The sequence below is a fragment of the Hominimerdicola alba 8 genome (assembly GCF_000178155.2).
Classification (GTDB): Bacteria; Bacillota; Clostridia; order Oscillospirales; family Ruminococcaceae; genus Hominimerdicola; species Hominimerdicola alba_C.
Window position 1 is genome coordinate 1 of record NZ_ADKM02000045.1, and the last position, 25,202, is coordinate 25,202.

Consider the following 25,202-nt stretch of genomic DNA (forward strand, 5'->3'; position numbering starts at 1 on the left):
GAGAACACGCAAGGTCACTACCGTATGCAACGACAAGAAAGAGATATGGGACGATCGTGAGGAAGCACAGGATTTCTTTCTCAGACAGATGATGACTACCGACGGCGAGAAACATGAACGTGCAGAGTGTGTTTATATCCAACTGCTTCACGGGCTTGACGAGTGCAGCGATGAGGACGAATAATCAGCAGGGCGAGTTGTTTCGGCAGCTCGCTCTTGTTATGCCTTCTGACGAACGGAAATACCCCTCAGAGCCGTCCGAGACTGCGGAGCGGAAAACTAACCGCCTGAAAAGAAAAGACCTGAGAAGTGCTTGTGTGAGCAAATCTCAGGTCTTTGTCTGTTATTCAGTTCCAAAAGGGTATGCTGTCATTGTGGCGCGCGCCATAATGATGATATGGACTTGTACGGAACGGTTTATGGTTGCGCCAATAGACTACAGTCAAGCAGCACACATCAATATTGTGCCTTAACGAAATCTTAACACCGTAACCGTAATCTTAACAGCACCTTAACCGCTCATGTGATATAATAAAGCTATCATTTGGACGAGAGGTGTACGATGTTACATAATAATAGATTAAAAAACAGAAATCATATGACTTCATTTCAGGTCATCATTATCAGTTTCTTTTGCCTGATTCTGGTAGGTACGCTGCTTCTGATGCTGCCGATCTCATCAAGGCAGCGGTGTGTGACTTCATTCCCTGATGCAATGTTCACAGCCGTTTCAGCTACCTGTGTGACAGGACTTGTTGTAAAAGATACTGCCACCTACTGGTCATTGTTCGGGCAGGCGGTCATTCTGATGCTGATACAGATCGGCGGCATGGGCGTTATCACCATAGGTTTAGCTATTATCAGAGCATCAGGCAGGAAGATAGGTCTGTGGCAGCGCAGTACGATGCAGGAATCCATCTCAGCACCGCAGGTAGGCGGTATCGTGAAGCTGACAGGCTTTATACTCAAAACCTCGCTCATCATAGAGCTGATCGGTGCAGCTTTGCTCGCACCTGTTTTCTGCAATGATTTTGGTATTGCAAAGGGACTATGGTATTCTTTATTTCACAGCATATCCGCTTTTTGTAACGCAGGATTTGATCTGTTCGGAGTCAGGGAACCTTTCTCCTCTCTGACATCTTACCATAGCAATATCTATCTTAATATTATCATTATGCTGCTGATCATCACAGGCGGTATCGGATTTCTAGTCTGGGGCGATATCGGCACACACAAGCACAGGTTCAAACGGTATTCTCTGCAAAGCAAGATCGTACTAATGACATCTGTTGTCCTGATCGTACTTCCTGCACTGTATTTCTTCTTTTATGAGTATGGCAGTGAACGGATACATGATCGGGTGATCCATTCCCTATTTCAGTCCGTTACTACCCGTACAGCCGGCTTTAACACAACCGATCTTGCCGCTATGGAGGAATCTGGCACGGCGGTAATGATAATACTTATGCTTGTCGGCGGATCGCCGGGCTCTACAGCAGGCGGCATGAAAACTGCCACTCTTGCGGTACTGTTCCTTTCTGCCATTACGGTTTTCAGCCGCAGGAACGATGTGCACTGTTTCAAAAGAAGAATATCCGAAGAAACAGTCCGCAGTGCGGGCGCTGTCCTGTTTATGTATCTTGTTTTGTTCTTCACAAGCGGTATCATTATCAGCAGGACAGAGGGACTTCCGCTTCTGACCTGTCTGTTTGAAACAGGCTCGGCAATAGGCACAGTGGGGCTGACTCTCGGGATAACAAGCACGCTTTCGGGAATATCCCGTGCGATACTTATGGCACTTATGTTCTTTGGCAGAGTGGGCGGTCTGACGCTTATATATGCAGCTGTGCCGTCATCTGAAAGCTCAAAGATCAAGCTGCCTCTTGAAAAAATAACAGTCGGATAGGAGAATGATCATGACAACAGTACTGATATTGGGACTTGGCGAGTTCGGGAGCAACATCGCAAAACGAATGTCTGAATTCAAATGCGAGGTAATGGCGGTAGATATAAAAGAAGAACGTGTTGACGATATACTCCCCTTTGTGGGTAGTGCAAGGATAGGCGACAGCACAAATGAGGAATTTCTTCGTTCGCTGGGTGTGAACAGTTATGACGTGTGTATCGTAGCTCTTGGCGGGCTTTTCCAGTCATCACTTGAAACAACTAATCTTCTGAAAGAGCTGGGTGCGCCATTTGTTGTTTCGAGGGCGACAAACGATGTTCAGATGAAGTTCCTCAAAATGAGCGGAGCGGATGAGGTGGTCTATCCCGAGAAACAGACAGCCATACGCCTTGCCACAAAGTACGCCTCCGAAAGCATACTGGATTTTATACAGCTTGACAACAACTATTCTATATATGAGATGAAAGCGCCGAAAGAATGGTTCGGCAAAACTCTCGCTCAGATCGACATACGCAAGAAATTCAAGATAAATATGCTGACGATAAAGCGTGGGAACGAAGTATTTATACCTGCTTACGATACGGTCATTCAGAATGATGACGTGGCGTTTATCATAGGAGAGGTGCAGGATATACGCAAATGCTTCAAGGTTTGAGAACCTGTCTTCACAAGACTCTGTACGTGTCTTTTCAACGATATTCAGTCGCTTTCTGCGTTGAAAAACCTTGCAGTGCGACAGCACAACTGCGGTTTTTCGCCTTGAAATCGACTAAATCTCGCTGAAAATCCACGCACATTTCTTGTGAAGACAGGTTCTGATATTGACTATCGTAATATTTTGTGATAAGATTATTCAGGGGTGTTTGTTTGAATAATGCAAAGCTCTTTTTTAAAGACCTTTCCGTGTGTCTTGTGGTGCTGACCGCTGCAACCCTTGCCGGGTATGCTTTCAAAGCCTTTCATCTTGCCGACGCGGATATCATTATGCTGTATATCATCGCTGTACTTGTGATATCCATTTTCACGTCTAAGATACAGTTTTGTCTGATCTCATCGGTAGTGGGCGTTGTGCTTTTTAACTACTTCTTCACCTATCCTGAGTTTTCTCTTTCAGCTCACGATGCAGGCTATCCTGTCACATTTGTTACGATGTTTATTACAGCATTTATTGCAGGAACGCTTGCAAACAAGCTGAAACGCAATATCCTTATAGCCGAGCAGAATGCCCGTGAAAAGGAAGAAGCGGCACTGCTTGCACAGAATGAACAGTTAAGGGCAAATATGCTCCGCTCAATATCCCATGACCTCAGAACACCGCTTACTTCCATATCGGGAAATGCAAGCACGCTCATTTCGGGCGGCGATACGCTTGATGAATCAGCACGTCAGCAGATATACACGGATATTTATTCCGAATCTATGTGGCTTATCGGAATGGTGGAAAATCTCTTATATGCCACACGAATTGAGGACGGCAGAATGCAGCTCAATATCTCGGTAGAGATACTTGATGACATCGTGCAGGAGGCTGTCAGACACACCGAACGCACTCACTCAAAGCGAAATATCATAGTAGATATGCTTGACGAGATAATCCCTGTCATGGCAGATGCGAACCTTATCGTTCAGGTCATAGTCAATCTTATGGATAATGCAGTCAAGTACAGTGATGAAAATTCTGATGTTACCGTTACTGTGCGCCGTGAAAATGCGTATGCAGTGATATCCGTGTCCGATCACGGCACAGGTATCTCCGATGAAGAAAAGGAAAAGGTATTTGATATGTTCTATACGGGCGGAAGCCGTTCCTCAGACAGCAGAAGAAGTCTGGGGCTGGGACTTGCACTGTGCAGGTCAATTATTACTTCACACGGCGGTACTATATCTGTCAGCGACAACATACCAAACGGTACGATCGTCAGTTTTACTCTGCCGATAGGAGAGGTCGATCTGAATGAATGAATATCTTGTTCTGGTGGTGGAGGATGACAAGCCTATCAGAAATCTTATAACAACCACTCTTAAAATGAATGATTATCGCTTTATCACCGCCGTCAGGGGCAGAGAAGCGGTCATGCTCAGCGCTTCGCATAAACCTGACATCATCATACTTGACCTTGGACTGCCCGACATTGATGGCGTTGAGGTCATAGAGCATATACGCACTTGGAGCGATGTTCCTATCATCATAGTCAGTGCAAGGAGTGAGGACAGGGATAAGATAACAGCACTTGACAAAGGTGCAGATGATTACCTGACAAAACCTTTCTCTGTCGATGAGCTTCTCGCAAGGCTCAGGGTGATACAAAGGCGGCTTATGAAGTCCGAAAATATCTCGGTCACGGAGTTTGTCAACGGCAGATTGCGGATAGACTATGCTTCGGGCTGTGTTCACCTTGATGATGAAGAACTTCACCTGACACCGATAGAATACAAGCTGCTTTGCCTGCTTGCAAAGAATGTCGGCAAGGTGCTGACACATAAGTACATTATCCAAAGTGTATGGGGAACTCCTGCGGATAACAGCGAAGCCTCCCTGCGTGTATTCATGGCTACCCTGCGAAAAAAGCTGAGTGACAGCAGTCAGGCGCTGATACAGACACATATCGGCATTGGGTATCGTATGATGAAATTATAGCTTTAGGGAGCAGTACAAAGCAGACACTTTATTTGATGATCTGTATTGCCTTCAATGGCTGCAAAAACAATTGAACTTATTTTTTCTAAAGGAAATAAGGGCAATGCCTTCCACTCACGGAGGACATTGCCCTTTTCCTTATGCTGTGATTATATTAGTCCTGAATCTCCTGCATCATAGTTGCACCGTCCTTGAAGCCGACCTTATAAGCAGCTCCCATCTCAGCGGCGGCGGTATCGCTCACGCAGTCCAGTATCTTGTGGAATACATCGATCTGCTCCTCGTTCAGTGAATTTTCAAAGGGGATACAGAGCTTGTTAAAGTCGTCAGAGAACTCAGCGGAGTGGATTTCACCCTGTCTGTAACCCAACATCGCATCGATCATTTGTATCTGTCCTTTCGGTTTTTATCGTAAAACCAACTGTCCGAACATAACCAAAATAATCGTTGTTAAGGTGTTGCCTACGGACCGCTTGTGGCAATACCCATTTCACGCTCGTCCTGCCATACATGAAAGCAGAGTACCGTGACAACGAAAAGGAGTACCTTGAGTCGAGGTGTGTGCAGAATCGTCCGAAGCACACCCAAAGTCCGCTATCCAAGTACGCAACCGCAGTATGATAGACCGAGCAGACCTTGTGGTATGCTGTATACAGCATAAAAGCGGAGGAGCTTATGCCACGATACGCTATGCAGAGAAACAGGGCAAGAAGATAGTGAACCTCGCAGATGAAAACTGAATAGGCATCTGAAAAGAAAAATAGGACGATACCTTTGAGCTATTAGGTATCACCCTTATTCGTTATTATAATGATTGTTCTTGTCGGTAGGTACTGTGTGGGTTTTCGTGTTACTATTTGGAACGGGGATAGTTATCGTCTTTCCCCATAGAAATACGACACTCCCAACGTCCGTCCCTGCGTTTGTATACTGTTCCTTTGCTCATAATAATACCTCCGATATAGTCTTTATGATTATTCTACCAAACTGACAAAATCGCTTGATCTTTCCTTGACATACGGAGGGATTTTTGGTATAATTTATAATATATAGTTATATCCGGTTACGGCATTTTTGCCCGTATCGTCAAATCAATAATTTTGCGAAAAGATAGGATCAGTTTTGGCTTGATTTCTGCTTTCATGTTTTTTTAAAGCTATCTTGTTGTTTTTATCGAAGATATTGAAACTTACTATTGCATACAAGAATAAAAGAGTATCAGTCTCCCGTATTATAGGAGATTGATACTCTTTTTAGTTGTTATTTTGTTTTGGCGGTAAAGGTCACTTATGGGTTATCCATCTGTGACATTTAATATGTTCTTGAATGCCATCAGCTCGTTTTCGGATTTGAATGTATCCACGCCGTCATTTATCGCAATGTAGCGAACGTCATAATCGGGGAATACCATTTCGATCAGTTCGCCCGTTTTCAGATAGTCACGACCAAGGCGGCTCAAATCCTTAGTGATAACAATTCCAACCTTTCCGGCTTCAACATCTGCCATCATAGCTTTGAAGCCATCACGCTCAAATGTCGTTCCCGAAACTCCATCATCTACATAAAACATGGGATTGCTGAAACCGTTATCCTCAGCGTACTTCTTGAGGATAGCCTTCTGGTTGGTGATGCTGTTGCTCTCACCCTGTAACATATCGTCCTGTGAAAGACGACAATATAATGCTGTGATCTTGTCTGTCATAATTTACCTCTCTTTCCGACAGATACAGCAAGCTATGTTATCATTATAGCGCAATATACTGTCAATGGCAATGCGCTGAAATGACGATTTTACACAGCCTGCTTCTCAGGTTCTTGTCCGGATTCACCGAGCATTTCTTCACACTCACGATTAATCAGCCTTTGCAGGATATCCGTGAGGTGTTCCTTTGAAGCAGGGTTGAATACTAACGTCACGATGTAAGTTGTTCGTCCGATCTTGTACTCGGACACATTGTTTTCTTTGTTCATAGCGATCTTTCCAGCCTTGAAATTCAAGGCGTGCTTTCTTATCTCTCTACGCATTGGTGAGGGCATCGCTTTCTTTCTCTTACCCTCTACGCAGCCGCAAGGTCAGTATTTCTTCCTTTCGACCGACCGAGTATTTTGCGACTATGAATATTATAGCGCGCAATGAAGCCCATTGTCCAGCCGCATTGCGCACGAACTTTGGAATGATTTTCAGTTTTCCCCAGTGCAATTTATACTGGTAATATGAAAAGCACCAAACTCCTGAATCGATTTAGTTATTCTGATAATAACAAAAACTACCACCTATGGGTATAATAAATTCCATAGGTGGTAGTTAAATACTAAGATTCCTGATTATTAGAATCAAGAGTTTCCATTGCTTTGTTAAATAAATCATGATGATGAAACAGGGATGAACTTATAATCAGTTTTATATCTGCAGGAGAAATTCCAGCTCTATCAAGCATTTGTGCATATATTATCACTTCAAAAAGATTTATTAACTGACAATCTTCAAGCGAAAGAGCCGAATGCTCTCCTCCATGAACGATTGTTCCACGCATTTCCGTCAATTTCTTAGCAATATCATTTATTTGTTTTTCTGTCAGCATCTTAACTGATCTGTATTTTTTATGCCTATATAATATGTCAGGAAGCAATTCTTCTATTGAAGAAGAAAGAATACTATAAGCATTTACAATTTTAGCTTTCTGACCAAATTGTGTTCCAAGTTGAAGGATTCTTTGCCTGGAATTCTCTATAAATTGTTTTTCATCATTCCTCTTTTGAACGGGCTTTTTCCGAAGTAATGGCTCTGCACCGCAGACCTCAGACTACCTGAAAAAATTTCCGAAAGGTACTTGCTTTTTTCGGCATTGCGCGCTATACTTATAGCAATGTTGAATTAGGCTGCTTTGGAAGAAAGGAGTAGTAATGTTAGCAAAGCAGACTGATTATATCGTGGGGATATACCTGCGACTTTCAAAAGATGATGAACGTGCAGGCGAATCCCTTTCCATAGAAAACCAGAGAAGAATTCTCACAAACTATGTCCGTGAACAGGGCTGGACGATCTATGATGAGTACGTCGATGACGGTATCAGCGGAACGTCCTTCAACAGACCGGGTGTGCAGAGAATGCTTGACGATGCCAAGAACGGCAAGATCAACCTTATCATCTGCAAAGACCTGTCCCGTTTCGGACGCAATTACATCCAGGTAGGTCAGTATACGGACTACATTTTTCCGATGTACAATATCCGTTTCATCGCACTGAACGACGGCATTGATACGCTCAACTCTGACAGTGCCGATATGGATATGATGCCTATCCGAAATGTGTTCAACGAATGGCACGCAGCCAACACTTCCAAGAAGGTCAGGGCTGTTATCGCCGCTAATGCAAAGGCAGGCAAGATGATGACTCCCTATTGCCCATACGGTTATGTTAAGAGCGATGATGAAATGCGTACTCCGGTCATTGATCCTTACGCCGCAGGAATCGTTCGCCGAATCTTTGAGATGTATGCCAGCGGTATGAAGCCTTTGCAGATTGCAACGGTCTTGAATGAGGAAGGTGTGCTGACTCCGTTCGACTACTATTACAAGCGTATCGGCAAGCCTAATCCCTACAACCACTCGCATCTGTGGAGTGGCAGAAATCTCGAAAATATCCTGAAAAACCCGATATATATCGGGACGCTCGCTCAGCTCCGCACAACAACGGTGAGCTACAAAAATCATCAGCGTATTAACCGTGATGAATCAGAGTGGGCGGTCATTGAGAACAACCATGAGCCCATTATTTCAAAGGAGCTTTGGGATAAGGTTCGTGAAATCGAAAAGTCCGTCAGCAGAGGAAAGCGTGACAAGAAGGGAGAACTTAGTCCTCTGTCGGGATTGCTTTTCTGTGACGGCTGCGGCTGGAAAATGCGAAAAGCAAGCACAGGTGGCGGCGGATATATCTGCGGATACCACAACCGCTTCGGCAAAAACTATTGCTCAACGCATTACATCAATCGGGAGCTTATAGAGGGAATCATTCTTGCGGATATACAGGAGATGTGTGAGCTTGCCAAAGACGAAAAGGCTGCAACAGCAGAGTTCCTCAGACGCAAGAGAGCGTTTATTGATGTTCAGAGCATTTCCGATACCAAGCGTATGAAAACTGTCGGCAGCCGTCTTGCGGAGCTTGACAAGCTCATTCAAAGCGTGTATGAAGATAAGGTTGCAGGCAGGATCGAGCCGGATATGGCGTTTGATATGCTCGACAAGTATCAGGCTGAAAAGAAAGCTCTGAAAGAAGAGTATGATGAAATGAACGCCCGTTCCGAAGCAGAAATGCAGGACGAGGAAGATGTTGCGGAGTTCATCAGCCGCCTGAAACGCTATGCAGGAGCGACAGAGCTTACCCGTGAGATGTGCCTTGACCTGATTGAATATGCAACAGTCGATGAGAACAACAAAGGTCACAAAGACCGACCTCGTGTGATACACGTCTATTACAAGCTGATAGACAAACCGCTTACCAACAAAAACAGACTTGCCCTGACATAATGTCAGGGCATACATTAAAAATTTATTTTATCCATTTGGGATAGTTACCGTGCTTGCTGGAATAGAATCGCCACTCCGTTGGCGTGATAATATTTGACCGTTATAAGTATGTGTATTTTTAATCATGTTTGCAATCAAGTTATTATTTTCGCATTTTTAGTTGATAATACTGATAAAATATAGTATAATTAAAATGTGCTCTTAGAGCCATACATCAATTTATGATAGGAGCTTTTATGGAACAATATTCGTATTTTACTTTTCATAATATTCCATGTGTGCTTATTGAAAAAGAAGATAGAATAATTTTGATACCTTGTAATGAAGAAGATCACAAATTACTCTATAATTACCTGCAGGATTCTGACTATGAAATAGACTACTCAGGAAGCATCTATGAATATAAGCACGCATTCATTCATAAACAAATTATTGGATCTGAGTCTGTTGATTTATATCCTGATTACATTATTCACTCAATATCTCCGAAAATCTGCTCTATGGAAATGACAGGTCCGGCGATAGATGATTTTTTCAGCCCCCCAACATATTTCTACTATAAACATCGAAAAGGCGATAAAAACTTTGGAGATATTGTTTACAATAATGAGGTAGCTGATAAATGGATTATTGAGTACAAAGATAGCAAGATTACGATTACTCTCTATTACGGCAGTGTGCTTAGAAGCGTTGCGGTAAAGCACTTGTTATGGGGATTTCAAAAAGCTCCAGTGTGTTCGGCTTCACTTTTACCACTAATGATACAGAGAAACTATGACCTTCTACATATCAATACCAAATTATTCTGCCATTCGTTAAGTACCGCCGAGATATTCTCCGTTATGCACAAACAGACTATCCAAAATTCAGTGAGTTTTTTCGCAGACTATGCTTAACGAAGCTGTTATTATTTTGGTAATAACTATTGAGAAGAATTTTCACCAGATTGCCGCCCTCATTGCGCTGAAACTGCGCCGTACCAGATTACAATTTCAAGAGTGATGATGAATGAGGGCATCACGCAGGAGCGTGAGCGAGTATGACCGCCGACCGAAGCGGCGGAGAGATTGAAGTCGCATAGCTCCAAATTCGCTGACGGAGCATCGAAAGCCTGCGAGACACAGAGATACAGCAGGCAAAAAACCGCGCGACAGCGCAACAAAAATAACAAGCATTGTATTTTGCGCCGCACAGCGAACGAAAATACCAAATGCTTGTTGGGGACACCCCAAGCCCCGAAATGACCGCACAGCGGTCAAAAAATAATCGGCTAACGCCGAAATAAAACAAAGGAGACACCACTATGGAAAATGCAAAACGCAAGAGGGGCAGACCGCTCAAGCGCAAGGTTATGGAGTTCGAGGGTATGACCTACGAGGGAGCAATCAACTATGCTCTGGACAAAGAGGTGCAGTCCGAGCTTGATGATACCCTTGCACACAAGTCTGAGGGCGAGCTTACCGATGATGAACGCAAGTATCTCAAACGCAAGAGGGAGAAGAAGTCTTACACGCTGAATGTTCGCTTTACGGAATCGGAAATGCAGGATATTCTTGCAAGGTGTGAGCAGTACGGTTACAAGAACAAAACCGAGTATATCCGTGACTGTGTTCGGGCGAGGGTAGACCTCACTCCCGACCGCACCGAGATTGCCGAGTGCAAGCTGATGTTCCCAAATAACCACACTATCATTACCGTGCCCGAAAGTCCTATGTTCAACGCACCCGAAGCAGCAGAGGTAACTGCGCCGAGACTGGCACTTGTGAAACAGGCTGGAATGCAGTACGCTGAGATCGGAGAAATTGACGGTGATCTGCTTGCGGAGATATGCTCTCCGATGATACCGGAAGATGTGTATGCAAGTATCTGTAATAATGAATCTGTATAAGCAAAAAACAGCAACAAGAAAGGATTTATACTCCTTCTCCTGTTGCTGTATGTGTTGTGTTTTAAATGACTATCAACGCTGATAAGTTACATATACATAATACATTGATTAGCATATATCACCTAATTGCTTTTTAATAAAATCATCAAATGTGTTTATCTTCTCATCAACATTAATATGCTGATGCTCAATTAATATTGCATTGGACGATGAAATAAAGGATAAATGCATTTCACTTCTGTCCATAAATAGTTGCACTATCTTATCTGAATTGTTCTGAAGATAGAAGTATAGAACCAAAAACTCAATGTCATCATTCAAATAATAAAAATAATCAAGATCATTTCTGGTTTTACTTACTCTTTGGAAAATATTATCAAATAACACATTCCAATCATTGATATCAAAGTAAGAATACACTTGTTTAATAATATACATTTGTCCATGTGAACGGAAGCCATAATCGCTATCAGAAACAAGGTACGGGATAACATATTTAGAAATAAACTCTTTCTTGCTTTGATCAGGAAGATGTTCTACGATTTCAATGATTAAGCTATATAAACTGCCATTATGATACATCAAAATTCCAGCAATCTCTTTCTCGTTTTCAACTGTATAACCTTCTGTATCAAGCCGATCAAGTATATATGAATATTGTTCATCTTTCTTTTCATGTGAGTGCAAATAATCCGCATCTTTCATATTAGGTGTGCAATTACCATTAGCTATTAGTTTGGTTTTAATATCAGCATCAGATATTGAATCGATGAGTCTATGGTTATAGTCGTATAGCGTTTCAAGTTCGTTGTTGTAAGGACGATGTTCATTGTTTTCTATTTCTGCTTTCAACCAAGCATTTGTCAGCTTATATAACAGTATTCTTTGATCATCATTTGTAAACAGTTTATCAATTTTATCATATAACACTGAAAGAACTTCTTGTCGCCAATACGTCAAATTATCTGGTGTGTTTTTTAACTCAAATAAGGCATCAAGATATTTAAAGCCGAGTTCGCATGCTACGTCAAATAATGCATCATCTGCATTGACCCGATTATCTCCTATTTCGTTGGCATAATCACATAGGGTCAAGAGATTCATTCCATAAGACAGGATCTTCTCAGTATTATTTGGAAGAAACTTATAGCATTCTAAGAGGCCATTTAATGTGTAATCCTTTCTGCCAACATAGCCCAGAATTCGTAGGTTCATTATTTTTTGAATTTTATTTGCAAATTCAGTTTCGTTGAACTTGTTTAGTAAGGAAGCTATGTGCGTGCAGATATACTCCAAGTCATCATATTCGTTCTGCCATACTATTCCGTTTGAACCGCACCAAAACTCTGCTATTTGTAAGAATAATTCCTTTTTATCAAACAAATAGTAGAGTTGTGCAAGTTCATCGATGTAATGCGGATCTTTTCCAGTAAATATATTCAGCAAATCAGTACATAGTTTTGTATTTTCTGCATATTCAGGTGCATTGACAAAGTATTGTAAGAATACTCTCTTGAAATATGGGAGAACTTCAAATGTGCCGCAATCATTGCATGAGCCAGCTCTATTTCTTGTAAAGTACGTCAAATCACAGGCTATTCTTATTATATCACTATAGGTTCCTTCGCTATCATAAAAAAGCGAGTTTATATTTTCCGCTAATTCTTTTAGCTGTATTGCAGGCTCATAACCACGATTAGCAGCAGTAATGCGTTTGTTTTTCAGAGTCTCTTTATATAGCGTATCCCAGTCGATTGTATTATCATACTTATACAAACAAAAATATGCTTTAAAGAAGCCCTGAATACCGTGAATCTTATATTCTGAAATATCGCCACCTAATGAACCAAAAAAATCCATTTTGATAACGGCTTCATGTAAGATAGATTGTATTTCCTCGGACGGAATCTTTTTCAATAACATAGAGAAACATAATTCTGTCAGAGTATGTATAGATATATGTTTAGAACTGCAAAGTTTCGTGGATAAAAAAGCAATTGTCTCATTACTGATATTAGGATTCTTGGTTATTACAGAAACATAATTGTGTAGATCTGCAATACCATAAGTGTGAAAAGTGAAAGTTTGTTGTATGTCGGAAATAGAGCAAAAATTTGCACTTGCATCTAACCAACCTGTTACAAATGCGACATAACAATCGTCAAGAGCAAGCTGTCGAAGTACATCCGGATTATAAAACCTACAAATATATCCTATTTTTTCAAACTCATTTTGATTGGCATCGTCGTCTGTCAGCGTTTTTTCAATCTCCAAGCTGGAGAAATATTCGTCGTATAGTTTGTACGCCCTTTCACATTCATTCATTTTTAGGAGTTTATAAATATCATCGATAATCTGTGTTATTGCGTCAGAAGATTTTAGTACATATTTTTCGGAATGAGTAAGCTTACTCGACATTTTTGCCTCTATAAATCTTTTTTCCTGCTCATAATAATTTACACACTCTATTAATTTTGAGATTGTAGTTGAAACTAAACTAAGCCTATGTGTCATTTCAAAATCATAATCGCCCTTAAATAAATCAACTACATTACTGAATTGGTCTACCAATCTATCTATTGGAATCTGATAATTTATGGATCCAATAATATAATCGGGATTATAGAATTCAAAAATCTTATCGAGATTATGTGTTTCAAGATTTAGGTTGAACAAAATATCGTATTTAAACTCGTCTAAAGTTTCGTTTTTTATAATTGATGAAGTTACAGAGTCTATGACATTTGCAAAGTTGCTATTTGCACGTATAACTTCTTTAAAATAGAGCCTGACATCATTGTGAAAAACATAATATCCGAAGTCATCTGAAACAATAACAGGATAAAGTTTGTGAAGTACTGCTTCAACAGTAAGCTTATCTGATTCACAAAGATCAACTAAGTTTTCAATTGATATTTTTCTGGAAGTAAATGCATAAATAGCTTCTAATTTTAATAACAAAATCTCAGATTCTGAGGATATGGAACTCACTATCCACTCATAGTAACGGTCAATATAGTTGCCAGCATTATACATAATTACCCGCCACCTTTTCATAAGCAAGTCGACTTATATTATATGCATATTTTTCTATGTCATTTTTAGAAAAATTAATGTGATAACCATTTATCAAGCTATCGATAGTATACTTGAAACTCGTATCATAGTCTGGTGTAATATAGTCAAAGCGTATCAGATTGTAAACGCTTTGAGCGAAAGCATATAATTCCTGTTGGGATATAGGATAAACGATGCTATCATTTGCTTTTGCAAAGCTATTTATTAATATTGGATTGTACATGATTTCGAAGCATAAATTTGCAAAACAATCGAATTCATCAATATGCTTTTCTCCCATGTATAAACAAAGGAAAACAAACGACGGGCGATAATTGACATTATCAATCACATTATACTTTTCAATTTCTTTTTTACAAGCATCAATCATATTGGAAAAGAATACTTCTGGAATCGCAACTATCTCATCATTAATATCTATGATGTGAATGCTTGTTCTTATTTTATCCAAATAAAAGTATCCGCATATGTTATAGTATTGTTTTAAAACAGAGACAGCAACACGTTTAAATAATACAAATCCTCCATCTGTCATTTTAGAATTAATATCTCTAAAATTGTTACTTTGGATATCATAAACTTTAATCACTTCATTCACCTACTTTGCTGCTATATGCTTGTTTCCCATATCATAGCATAAATACCCGAAAAAGTCAATCTGCATCACAGCGCATTGCACTGGGGAAAATCCACATTTTGCTGCGCATTTCACAAGAATTATTACAATCATTTCAATGTGCTGGACTCCGGTAGTTTTATCGGATATAATGGAGTCACGATAAAACTTTTGGAGGTAACGATTATGTTGAAAACACCCGAATTGGCAATGCCGAGATTGCGCAAGGTCACTACTGTCTGTAACGGAAAGCGTGAGGTCTGGACGGACTATGAGGAAGCAAAAGCATATTTCCTGGAACTTATGATGTCAACTGACGGCGAGGAGCATGAACGTGCAGAGTGCGTTTATATCCAACTCACGCACGGGCTTGACGAGTGTTCTGATGAAGACTGAAAGGAGTAGACCATGTTGAATAAGATCATGATGACAGGACGTATCACCACAGATTTGAACGTTGTAACCGAAGATAATCACAGTTACTGCAAATTCGGCATTGCCGTTGACCAGCCGAAACGAATTGGTATTGATACCGTTGAGACAGACACGTTTACCTGTCTTGCATTTGATGACAACGCTAAATCAGTAAGTTTTCTCTACTCAAAAGGTGGAACGATCACATTTGTTGGTTCGCTCCGAAATGCTCCCGATAACGCCGCAGTTCTCATCGTGGAGGAGCTGCACTTCAAGAACAGGTTTGCTGTTAAGGTAGACATTAATTCGGAACAGCTTTTCTGATAGTGCAGGCAGTATGCTCTCAGGCGAACGGAAATGGTCTGTAATGGCTTTCGGATATGCTTACCGTTTGTTAATCTATAAATATGAAACGAGGCTCTCAGAGTGTATTCTGGGAGCCTTATCTATTATGAAGCTCTCTGCAAGATCGTAGGGAGCTTTTTCACATATTCAGCGCACAAGTAGCGCAATACTGGCGCGCGTATCACATTGATTCGGCGCAGTACCATTCTATAATTACAATAGCCGATTTCTCAAAATAGATACTTTTACGAAATCCACATATTTTAACAGGTATTTGCATTGAAAGACATATTATCCCATAATGAAATTATACAAGATTTTCCGTAAAATTTCAAGTATCGGGCTGAAAATCGGCGGTTTGTATACAAGAGGACTGACTCAGATGTGCAGATTGCTATTCTGAGGGCGTTGGAGGGCTACTGAATGGAGAAAACAGGTATAACTATTACAAAGCGTAAAGACGGGCGATATGTCGGGAAGTTCATCGCTGAATACGCCGATAACGGCAAAGCACAATATCACTATGTCTATGGCAAGACCTACGAAGAAGCCGAAAACAAGGTGCTGATAGGGCGTGAGATAGCTTCTCGCTATCTTTCGGGCAGATATATCACTGTCAGCAAGGTGTATCGGGAATGGCTGAATGCTGTGGTGAACCGAGTCAAGGAATCCACTCTTGCCAACTACCGGAACAAGTTTGAAAAGCACATTCTCCCTGAATTCGGAGATATTCCCTGTGCCGACCTGACCGCAGGCAGGATCAATGCCTTTATAAACAAAAAGCTCGCAGACGGGTTATCTGCAAGCTATGTTCGTGATATATTCACTGTTTTCAAAACGATGCTGAAATATGCTCAGGAAGAGTACGGATTTAGGCTTTCTCTGAAAAACGTCACACTCCCGAAAGCCGAAAAGAAACAGGTAGAGAAGATCAGCGATGAACAGCAGAAAAAGCTCGTTTCGTATCTGAAAGCAAATATGTCGATTACTGCTTTCGGTAACTTGTTGTCAGAACAGCATCTTGAAAATTGAATATTGGCAGGTTTACGATGTTTTGTGAGCATTCTCCTGAATGTATCTATTTCAAGAAAACTATCTTCACCCCGGATACTTTACATAGTATAACACCGCATTTATCAGGTATGCAGGTTGAATGAACAGTTATCTCTGAATTATGCAATAGTCAGGGGGATTGCAATGGCACACGATACTTTATATATAGTTGACAACAGCAGCGAAAAGGCTTCTGTAAAGAATTATCTTTCCGAATGGTGTTCGATTTCCAAGCAGATGGATATTGCAACAGGATACTTCGAGATCGGCGGACTGCTCACTTTAGGGGAAGATTGGCAGAAACTCGATAAAATACGCATTATTCTTGGCAATGAAGTTACAAAACGCACAAAAGATATCATAGAAGAAGTAGCACAGACTATGATCGAGCGTTTCCGTACCAGTATGGAACGTGAGCAGGAAAAGAATGAGTTTCTGATAGGCGTTCCTGCTATCATCAAAGCTATGAAAGCAGGCAAAATTGAGTGCCGTGTATTTGACAGCAATAAATTTCACGCTAAGGCATATATCACATATTTCCGTGACGAATACAGAGATCAGTTTATCTCCGCTATGAATGTTCCTTCGGGATATGCCCTGGTCGGATCAAGCAACTTTACAAAGGCGGGACTGACGCAGAATATCGAGCTGAATGTTCAGGTAAAAGATGAAGTTGAACAGCTTCAGAAGTGGTTTGATGAGCATTGGCAGAACGGCACGGATATTACCGAGGCTGTGTTAAAGGTCATGGAGATGCACTGCCGTGAGTTCAGTCCTTATGATGTTTATCTACGCTCCATGTATGAGTATTTCAAGAGTCATGAGGAAACTGTATCCGAATGGGAAGAAAATGAATCGGTCGTGTATAAGGGCTTGTCGCAGTATCAGAAAGACGGCTATAACAGCCTTATCCAGATAGCAGAGCATTATTCCGGCGCTTTCCTTTGTGACGGTGTCGGTCTGGGCAAAACCTTTGTCGGAATGATGCTGATAGAGCGTTTCGTAAAGAAGGAGCGTAAAAATGTCGTACTGATCGTTCCTGCATCTGCAAGGGTATCCGTATGGGAAGTAACTATAAAACGCCTTATCCCTGAGATATTAGAGGGCTTCTACCCGTTCAAGATCATAAGCCATACCGATCTGCTGCTTGATAAAAATCAGAATCTGATGAATCAGATTGCACAGCAGGCGGAAATTATAATCATAGACGAAGCACATCATTTCCGCAACCGTTCCTCCAACAGATACAGAAAGCTGTTTGATATGATGCAGGCAGGCTGTAAAAAGCAGATGTTTATGCTGACAGCCACACCGATCAATAACAGTTTCCTCGATTTACAGCATCTTATTGAGTTGTTTACTCACAGAAAGGAAGATTATTTCTCCGCTGCTCCGTTGGGTATCCACAGCCTTGCAGGACATTTCAAAAAGATGGAGAAGCAGCTCGATCAGGTATCGGGTACAGCTATCAGCGATTCTCTTGATATATCCGGTGATATTATCCGCGCAGACAAACTTGTGACGGAGCTTGTTGTACAGCGCAGTCGTGCCTACGTTAAGCGGAGTCTGCTGACTGAGCAAGGTAATAATGTCCTTTTCTCCGAGAGAAAACCGCCGACAGTTGCGAACTACTCCCTCGAAAAGTCATACGGCAGGCTGATAAAGGACTTCAAGGAGTCTTTTGACCGCAAGGACAAGAACGGAAAAACGATAACGATCTTGTCCCTTGCCATTTATTCGCCATACAGCGATGATTATTTCATCGCGGACAAGTCCAAGATGGACGAGATGGTAACAGGTCGTCAGCAGCAGGTGGTAAACCTCATCCGTATCTTGCTTTTGAAACGCTTTGAAAGTTCTATCGAAGCATTCAAGGAGACTTGTATCAAAATATATATCCGTCTGAACAAGTTCCTTAACGATTACAAGGATACTGATGCGAGCAGTAAGCGACGTGTTGATAGAAAACAGGCTGAACAGGAAGACATTCTGCGGTACGCCGAGGAATATGCAGCTCTGAATCAGACCTCTATCGAAGATACCGCAGCTTACAGCTTTGTCGGTGACGGTACAAACGAGGTCGTCAAGCCCGAATACAAGAACGGCAGGGTGTACATCAGCAAAACACAGTATTTCGATAACGTACCGCAGGCACAGTGGGAGCAGTATATCGGCGGTTATCAGCCGTTACAGAAGTGGCTCAAAGACCGCAAGAAGACTGCGCTCTCCGCTGAGGACATCGAGCATTACAAGAAAATCATCGCAGCCCTCAGGCTCACCGAGGAGCTTATGACGGAGATAGATCAGGTTGTGGAGTTCTGATAAGATGTAAAAAGGACAGATGCTTCTCTCGTGGAAGTATCTGTCCTTTTGGCTGTTATAGCTCGCTGTTTTGGTCTTAATATAGTAGTTTGGATTATACTGCTATATCAGCGCCGCACTTTTGCAGGCGTTTTTTGATTGTTTCTCGTTGACAAGAGCACGTAAATATGCTATAATAATTAGATGATAAACTATGACTTGTGAAAGGAATATTACTATGACCCCACAGGATAAAATAAGAAATTTCTGCATTATCGCACATATAGATCACGGTAAATCCACGCTGGCTGACCGTATACTCGAACTGACCGAAACAGTCGAACTGCGCGAAATGGAAGACCAGCTGCTCGATAACATGGATATCGAACGTGAACGCGGCATAACCATCAAGGCGCGTGCCGTCAGGCTGACTTATCATGCAGATGACGGCGAAGACTACTATTTCAACCTGATAGACACCCCCGGTCACGTTGACTTCAATTATGAGGTCAGCCGTTCACTGGCAGCTTGTGAGGGTGCTGTGCTGATAGTTGACGCTTCACAGGGCATCGAAGCTCAGACATTGGCGAACACATATCTCGCCATTGAGCATGACCTTGAAGTCCTGCCTGTCATCAATAAGATCGACCTGCCATCTGCTGACCCCGACCGCGCATGCAGCGAGGTGGAAAATGTCATCGGCATTCCTGCGATGGACGCACCGCGTATCTCTGCAAAGATGGGTACAAATATCAAGGAAGTGCTTGAGAGGATAGTCACTGATATACCTGCACCAAATGGAGATGATGATGCGCCGCTTAAAGCGCTGATATTTGACAGCTACTACGATCAGTACAAGGGTGTTATCATCTATGTGCGCGTTATGGAGGGTCATATAAAAGCAGGTGATACCATTCGCCTGATGGCGGCTGAGGCTGAGTTCCAGACCGTTGAGGTGGGCTATATGGGCGCTAAGGATCTTGTGCCTGTAGGTGAACTGCACGCGGGCGAAGTCGGATATATAACTGCTTCGATAAAAGATATCGGTGATACCCGTGTGGGTGACACTGTGACCAACGCAGAGCGTCCCTGTGCGGAATCTCTGCCGGGATATAAGAAAGTTAACCCGATGGTCTTCAGCGGCATATATCCTGCTGACGGTGCAAAATACGGCGACCTGAGAGATGCGCTGGAAAAGCTGATGCTCAACGATGCCTCGCTGTCTTTTGAGCCTGAAACTTCAATCGCACTAGGCTTCGGTTTCAGATGCGGCTTTCTGGGACTTCTCCACATGGAGATAATACAGGAACGCCTTGAAAGAGAGTATAACCTCGATCTTATCACCACAGCGCCGTCTGTTATCTACAAGGTCACGCTTACAAGCGGTGAAACAAAATATATCGACAACCCGACAAATTTCCCCGATCCGGGTACTATTTCTTCTGCGGAAGAGCCTGTGGTAAACGCGCATATCTACACGCCGTCGGAATTTGTTGGCAATATAATGGAACTTTGTCAGGACAGGCGCGGAACATTCATGGATATGCAGTACATCGATGAGAACCGTGTCGATCTGCATTATGTTCTCCCGCTGAATGAGATAGTATACGATTTCTTTGATGCACTCAAATCACGTACAAGGGGATATGCGTCATTTGACTATGAGTTGAAAGGCTATGAGCCGTCAAAGCTGGTCAAGCTGGATGTTCTGCTTAACGGTGAGATAGTCGATGCACTGTCATTCATCGTACATGAGGAGAAAGCATACGCACGCGGCAGAAGGCTCACTGAAAAGCTGAAAGAGAACATACCGCGTCAGCTGTTTGAAGTGCCTGTTCAAGCGGCGATAGGCGGCAAGATAATCGCCCGTGAAACCATCAAGGCACTGCGCAAAGATGTCCTTGCTAAATGCTACGGCGGCGATATCACCCGTAAGAAGAAGCTGCTGGAAAAGCAGAAAGAGGGTAAAAAGCGTATGAGACAGCTGGGTACTGTTGCAGTACCGCAGGAAGCGTTCATGAGTGTGCTTAAGCTCGACGACTAAAAGGAAGTGAGCGTTTATGGAAGCCCTAATAATCCTTGTTATCATCATCGCGCTGCTTGTAATAGCGGGCATATCTGCTGAAGTGATAATGTTGGGGATAATGTGTCTTATGGCACTGGGCATGCTGTTGCTTTTCGTATTTTTCGCGTTTTGCGTCATAAGACTTATAAAATGCGAAAAGACCGACGGACGGCTTGCAAAGGTAGAAAAACACCCCAAATTCGGCTACAGCACTCCGCACTATGAAATAAGCGGTGATGTATACGCAAATGTTTTCCCCTGTGAGGTCGTTATGAAAAACAGACTATACGCAGAGGGACGCATCTGTAAACTCAGGCTGGATCGTAAACGCGGCAAAGTCTTCGATGGCAATGCTGCAATAAGTTCGGTGGCAGGGCTGTTTCTTAGCGGACTTTCGTTTTTTATGATACTCTCGCAGATCATTGAAGTGTTTGGCGAGGGTGTCGATATATTCAGATAGACAGAAAAAAGAGGTAAGATAATGTTAGATCTGAGGAGATCAATGAAACTGGCTATAGGTTTCGGGCTGACAGGTGCGGTGCTTATGCCCGTGCTATATGAGATCTATGCGAATATTTCGGCAGGTATCGCGCTGGTACTTGTCTTGATCTGGGTGCTGTTTGCAGGTGTCAAGTTTTCATCATTGACATTCAAAGAGGCAGTCATCGGTATCACATGTACCATAGCATACAGCGGAATTCTGGGGTTTGTATGCTATTTTCTGATACACCCCGCTGTGATGAAACTGTTGGTAAAAAACTCGGTTTATTTTCAGCTGGGGATAAGATCACAGCTGTTGTTCGTTGCGTACTGCTTCTTTATTTTTCTGGGAATGTACCTTGTATGGCTGATAAGGTTCTGCGGTCGCAAAACGTTAGAAAAGTTCCGCAGCAACAGTGAAAAGGCGGGCGAATATATCGATAACGCCTTTAATGATGAGGATAACTGAGATGCTCGGGATATATGTGCATGTGCCGTTTTGTCTGCGCAAATGTCCGTATTGCAGCTTTTACTCACTGCCATATGACGAAGATACTGCTGAAAAATATGTGCAGGCGATCTGCCGAAATATAGCATATTACAAAGATCGTGGTCTGCGGGCTGACACTTTGTATCTCGGTGGTGGAACACCATCTGTACTTACGGCTGAACAGCTGGGCAGAATACTGAATGAGTGCAGACAAGTTTTTTTGCTTGACAATGCTGAGATAACACTTGAAGCTAATCCCTGTACGGTCGATGAGCATAAAATGCGAGAACTCAGAGATGCAGGGTTTAATAGAATATCTTTCGGTATACAGTCGGTTGATAATGACAGACTGAGATTTCTGGGACGGCTGCACGACAGCAGTACAGCTGTCAATGCAGTGTTAAACGCTCAAAAAGCAGGATTTGAAAACATCTCAGGTGACATAATGCTTGGTGCTGCAAATGAAGATATAAACAGCTTGTGCTCATCGCTGGAAGCAATTTGCAGTCTTCCGCTTAAACATGTGTCGGCTTACATGCTTAAGATCGAAAAAGGTACGCCTTTTTACGATGACAAGTATAAAAACTTGATAGCCGATGATGACCTTATGAGCGAATTGTATCTGACAGCAGTCGAAATGCTGGAAAAGAAAGGTTTTAAGCAGTATGAGATATCAAATTTCGCGATGGACGGATATCAGTCACGCCACAATAACAAATACTGGCAAGGTGAAGAATATATCGGCTTCGGACCATCGGCGCATTCTTTCTTCAATTGTGTACGGTACTTCTGTCCGCCTGATCTGAAAGATTTTATTGAAAGTGATCTGCAAACCTGTGATATGGCCGAAGCAGATCCCGATAAAGCCGAAGAGTACATCCTATTAGGGTTGAGATTGCGTAAAGGTATTTCTCTTGACAAAGTATCAGAACTATATTCTACCGAAGCCGCTGAGAAAATACGCAAACTCGCAGAGATGTATAAACGACATGGTCTGGTTATTTGTGATGGCAACACAGTCAGTCTTACAGCTAAAGGATTTCTTGTATCAAACAGCATAATATCTGAATTTATCGGTGTTTGTGATGAAAAACGCTAGGTGTACGGTTGATCTGCTTGATACAGTCCATCATTCATAATAGCTAAAATCAACACATTAAAGTTGTGCATGAACACGATTTTTCAGCACGATGTTGTCAAATCGAGCGAAAAGTGTTATAATTAATTAGTTAAATCATGTACTTATCTGTGGAAAGGGCGGTTATGTGAAATGAGAGCATTCAAGATTATCATGTGTGCAGCTGTTTTTGCTGCTTTATCCGTTCTTTCAGGCTGTGCCGAGAAAAAAGAACAGCAGGAGATAGCTGTGCCTATACTGGAAGCAAAGAGCGTTTCCTACAAAACCAAGCCTGCGGAAATTCGCGATATCTCACAAAAATACGAACAGCCGGGTTTTTACGGTTATCCCTACTCTAAGTCAGTAAAGTTCTCAGTAAGCGGTCAGATCGAGTCCATCGAAGTTGAGTCACCGAGTGAAGTCACTGAAGGTCAGCTGCTCTGTACTCTCTATACCGACGATGTTCAGGAAGAGATAGAGAAAGAGGAAATAAGGCTCGAACAGGTGAAAAAGACCGTTGATACGCTGTATGAGAATGAAGCTGATGCAAATCAGATTAAAATGGCACAGTATGATGTTGAGATCGAACAAATGCGCTATGACAGACTTGTAAAAAGTCTGGAAGATTACAATGTCTATGCGCCTTGTGACGGCGAGTTTTCTATGGAAATGGGAAGATATCCATATAATGTCAACAGCCGTGTTGATCAGGGTGCGATTTTCGGTCATACAATTGACAGGAGTGAAAAATTTCTGTGTGTTGAAGTCTATGACAACAAGCTGTCAAATGTTAATTTTGGTACCTCTGTTCGTCTTGAACAGGGCGCACAGTCATCGACGGGAACCGTGACCGACATCGTTTTCAATGATAACGGTGACTTTTCGACATACACATATGTCATCACTCCGGATAATGAAGATGAACTGCTCGATTTTGGCGATATCACAGTTGTCTTCGATATCTATTCACGGCTTGACACAGTTGTTATCCCGAAAAAAGCAGTTAAAGAACTTGGCGGCAGGACTTTTGTTTACCTGCTGATAGATGGAGTCAAAGTCGAACAGGATATCGAACTGGGTATCGAAGATAACAATGACGTGGAGGTCATTTCAGGTCTGAGCGGCGGGGAAGAGCTTATAATGAATTGACAAGTTGATCTCATTGACATTGCTTCTTGCGCGACAAGTAATATTACTTGCTATATTGTTTGCATGTTTAGCAATATTTTTTGATAATAATGTTTCGCATTTTACCTGTGGGTTATGCAAATATACGAATTTTTTAAAATCGCTTGATTTTTGGGGAGAATTAGTGTAAAATAATATTATGTGGTGCTAGTGTTAATAAAGAGATGCACAGCACTGTCTGACTTCAAAACGATGGCTGGGAGGAATTTTGGTAAAATGAAGGAATTTTTATCAAACATCTGGGTCAAAAGGGCAGTCGGCGTGTTCAATTTGGTTTATTTTGCTGTAATTGGCTTGCTGACATTTGCTACTTTTTTGTATGACCTTGAATTCACTGAGGGACAGGAACAGTCTTTCTTTACGATCTACGTTGCGGCAAGCGTCATCTTCCTTTTGTTGATGATCTACTCCCGCGAAGTCATGGTTACGAAGATAATCAGTGTATTGATGCTGCTTGTGGTGTTCTGCTTGCTGCTGTTTAATATGTACGATTGGATACTGGTAATACCGCCGCTGGTAGTTGCGGTAATAATGTTCTTCGTATCAGGCACACATGAAACTGTCAAGGTCGTTATGGGTACGATCTATCTGCTGATGTATGTTCTCGGTCTGGTAGCTTATTTTGTTTTCAACATGCTTTTCGGCGGTACTTCTACACTTACCGAACTCAATGCTAATCTTGACAGAGATAGTGATGTGTTCAGAACATACGCTTCTGAGTACACCAAAATATGCGATGTCACAAGAGATAATAACGTACTCTCTCCCGATGGTGAATACAGGATCATTCTTTACGATGTACAGAACAGTGATAAGGGCGGCGTTAGCATTTGTGTAGTACCTAATGGTCAGGATATTAAGCTGAGATTCTTTACACTTAAGCAGAAAGGTATCCGCAAGACAATATCCAATAAGGGTATCAGGGGTACTGTGCCCGATGTAGGCTGGACTAAAGAAGACGATGGTACTCTTGTTGTACTTTACAGGCTTTCTCCTGAGTCCGAACTAAAAAAGACTTCAGTTACGGTAATGCCTCAAAAACAATATCTGGAATTTCTGGGTATCTCATAATGGAACTGAGCGGTGCAGTTTATCT

Annotated in this window: 24 protein-coding genes and 1 pseudogene; 19 read left to right on the forward strand and 6 right to left on the reverse strand. The window is 42.1% G+C overall.

Annotated elements, in window-relative coordinates:
* The 5 genes from CUS_RS04035 to CUS_RS04060 form a co-directional block, all read left to right on the forward strand.
* The coding region (locus CUS_RS04035) for a hypothetical protein (protein ID WP_037276507.1) at window positions 1–184 on the forward strand (184 nt) is incomplete at its 5' end.
* Window positions 185–562: 378 nt separating this feature from the next.
* Window positions 563–1,906, forward strand: a complete 1,344-nt coding sequence (locus CUS_RS04045; protein ID WP_037276510.1) for a TrkH family potassium uptake protein — start codon at window positions 563–565, stop codon at window positions 1,904–1,906.
* Window positions 1,907–1,916: 10 nt separating this feature from the next.
* Complete coding sequence (locus CUS_RS04050) at window positions 1,917–2,561, forward strand: potassium channel family protein (RefSeq protein WP_002847680.1); 645 nt, start codon at window positions 1,917–1,919, stop codon at window positions 2,559–2,561.
* A 212-nt stretch (window positions 2,562–2,773) separates the two neighbouring features.
* Window positions 2,774–3,868, forward strand: coding sequence for a sensor histidine kinase (locus CUS_RS04055; protein ID WP_037276512.1), 1,095 nt, complete (start codon window positions 2,774–2,776; stop codon window positions 3,866–3,868).
* Entirely contained in the window at window positions 3,861–4,544 is a 684-nt protein-coding gene (locus tag CUS_RS04060) for a response regulator (RefSeq protein WP_002847674.1), read from the forward strand. The genes CUS_RS04055 and CUS_RS04060 overlap by 8 nt, the downstream gene beginning before the upstream one ends.
* A gap of 154 nt (window positions 4,545–4,698) precedes the next feature.
* On the opposite strand, the gene CUS_RS04065 is transcribed toward CUS_RS04060, so the two are convergent.
* Window positions 4,699–4,929: a DUF6809 family protein gene (locus CUS_RS04065; protein WP_002847688.1), complete on the reverse strand. Its 231-nt coding sequence runs from the start codon at window positions 4,927–4,929 to the stop codon at window positions 4,699–4,701.
* A 172-nt stretch (window positions 4,930–5,101) separates the two neighbouring features.
* Here CUS_RS04065 and CUS_RS04070 point away from each other — a divergent pair, with 172 nt between their 5' ends.
* The gene (locus tag CUS_RS04070; RefSeq protein WP_002847677.1) at window positions 5,102–5,284 is read left to right on the forward strand and encodes a hypothetical protein; all 183 of its coding nucleotides are present in this window, start codon (window positions 5,102–5,104) and stop codon (window positions 5,282–5,284) included.
* A 569-nt stretch (window positions 5,285–5,853) separates the two neighbouring features.
* Here the strand turns inward: CUS_RS04070 and CUS_RS04075 are convergent.
* The 3 genes and pseudogenes from CUS_RS04075 to CUS_RS04085 form a co-directional block, all read right to left on the reverse strand.
* Window positions 5,854–6,246, reverse strand: a pseudogene (locus tag CUS_RS04075) (recombinase family protein); the annotation flags it as partial.
* 89 nt (window positions 6,247–6,335) lie between these two features.
* Window positions 6,336–6,581 (reverse strand): transposon-encoded TnpW family protein, encoded by a 246-nt coding sequence (locus CUS_RS04080; protein ID WP_242831535.1) that lies wholly within the window; start codon window positions 6,579–6,581, stop codon window positions 6,336–6,338.
* Between the two features lie 275 nt (window positions 6,582–6,856).
* The gene (locus CUS_RS04085; RefSeq protein WP_037276515.1) at window positions 6,857–7,126 is read right to left on the reverse strand and encodes a hypothetical protein; all 270 of its coding nucleotides are present in this window, start codon (window positions 7,124–7,126) and stop codon (window positions 6,857–6,859) included.
* Window positions 7,127–7,448: 322 nt separating this feature from the next.
* Between CUS_RS04085 and CUS_RS04090 the strand changes: the two genes are divergently transcribed.
* The 3 genes from CUS_RS04090 to CUS_RS20345 all read left to right on the forward strand — a co-directional run bounded on the left by CUS_RS04090 (window position 7,449) and on the right by CUS_RS20345 (window position 10,959).
* Window positions 7,449–9,071: a recombinase family protein gene (locus CUS_RS04090; protein ID WP_002847710.1), complete on the forward strand. Its 1,623-nt coding sequence runs from the start codon at window positions 7,449–7,451 to the stop codon at window positions 9,069–9,071.
* 236 nt (window positions 9,072–9,307) lie between these two features.
* Window positions 9,308–9,967 carry a hypothetical protein gene (locus tag CUS_RS04095; protein WP_002847690.1) on the forward strand — a complete coding sequence of 220 codons (660 nt, stop codon included), beginning with the start codon at window positions 9,308–9,310 and terminating at the stop codon, window positions 9,965–9,967.
* A gap of 407 nt (window positions 9,968–10,374) precedes the next feature.
* Window positions 10,375–10,959, forward strand: coding sequence for a hypothetical protein (locus CUS_RS20345; RefSeq protein ID WP_002847676.1), 585 nt, complete (start codon window positions 10,375–10,377; stop codon window positions 10,957–10,959).
* Between the two features lie 108 nt (window positions 10,960–11,067).
* Here the strand turns inward: CUS_RS20345 and CUS_RS04105 are convergent, their stop codons facing one another.
* Complete coding sequence (locus CUS_RS04105) at window positions 11,068–13,995, reverse strand: hypothetical protein (RefSeq protein ID WP_002847693.1); 2,928 nt, start codon at window positions 13,993–13,995, stop codon at window positions 11,068–11,070.
* Entirely contained in the window at window positions 13,988–14,635 is a 648-nt protein-coding gene (locus tag CUS_RS04110) for a hypothetical protein (RefSeq protein ID WP_157769498.1), read from the reverse strand. The genes CUS_RS04105 and CUS_RS04110 overlap by 8 nt, the downstream gene beginning before the upstream one ends.
* 204 nt (window positions 14,636–14,839) lie before the next feature.
* Here CUS_RS04110 and CUS_RS04115 point away from each other — a divergent pair, with 204 nt between their 5' ends.
* The 10 genes from CUS_RS04115 (at window position 14,840) to CUS_RS04160 (ending at window position 25,177) form a co-directional block, all read left to right on the forward strand.
* On the forward strand, window positions 14,840–15,049 hold the full coding sequence (locus CUS_RS04115; protein ID WP_002847687.1) for a hypothetical protein: 210 nt from the start codon (window positions 14,840–14,842) through the stop codon (window positions 15,047–15,049).
* A 12-nt stretch (window positions 15,050–15,061) separates the two neighbouring features.
* A complete protein-coding gene (locus tag CUS_RS04120; protein WP_002847696.1) occupies window positions 15,062–15,391 on the forward strand; it encodes a single-stranded DNA-binding protein in 330 nt (109 codons plus the stop codon).
* A 444-nt stretch (window positions 15,392–15,835) separates the two neighbouring features.
* Window positions 15,836–16,444 carry an N-terminal phage integrase SAM-like domain-containing protein gene (locus CUS_RS04125; RefSeq protein WP_002847679.1) on the forward strand — a complete coding sequence of 203 codons (609 nt, stop codon included), beginning with the start codon at window positions 15,836–15,838 and terminating at the stop codon, window positions 16,442–16,444.
* 165 nt (window positions 16,445–16,609) lie between these two features.
* On the forward strand, window positions 16,610–18,787 hold the full coding sequence (locus tag CUS_RS04130; protein WP_002847708.1) for an SNF2-related protein: 2,178 nt from the start codon (window positions 16,610–16,612) through the stop codon (window positions 18,785–18,787).
* A 217-nt stretch (window positions 18,788–19,004) separates the two neighbouring features.
* Entirely contained in the window at window positions 19,005–20,810 is a 1,806-nt protein-coding gene (gene lepA / locus CUS_RS04135; protein WP_002847683.1) for a translation elongation factor 4, read from the forward strand.
* Window positions 20,811–20,826: 16 nt separating this feature from the next.
* On the forward strand, window positions 20,827–21,291 hold the full coding sequence (locus tag CUS_RS04140; protein ID WP_002847682.1) for a hypothetical protein: 465 nt from the start codon (window positions 20,827–20,829) through the stop codon (window positions 21,289–21,291).
* Between the two features lie 21 nt (window positions 21,292–21,312).
* Window positions 21,313–21,780, forward strand: coding sequence for a hypothetical protein (locus CUS_RS04145; protein WP_100084531.1), 468 nt, complete (start codon window positions 21,313–21,315; stop codon window positions 21,778–21,780).
* 1 nt (window position 21,781) lies between these two features.
* Window positions 21,782–22,900: a radical SAM family heme chaperone HemW gene (gene hemW, locus CUS_RS04150; protein WP_002847692.1), complete on the forward strand. Its 1,119-nt coding sequence runs from the start codon at window positions 21,782–21,784 to the stop codon at window positions 22,898–22,900.
* Window positions 22,901–23,071: 171 nt separating this feature from the next.
* Entirely contained in the window at window positions 23,072–24,067 is a 996-nt protein-coding gene (locus CUS_RS04155) for an efflux RND transporter periplasmic adaptor subunit (RefSeq protein WP_002847684.1), read from the forward strand.
* 255 nt (window positions 24,068–24,322) lie between these two features.
* Window positions 24,323–25,177 (forward strand): hypothetical protein, encoded by an 855-nt coding sequence (locus tag CUS_RS04160; protein WP_002847700.1) that lies wholly within the window; start codon window positions 24,323–24,325, stop codon window positions 25,175–25,177.
* Window positions 25,178–25,202: the final 25 nt, after the last annotated feature.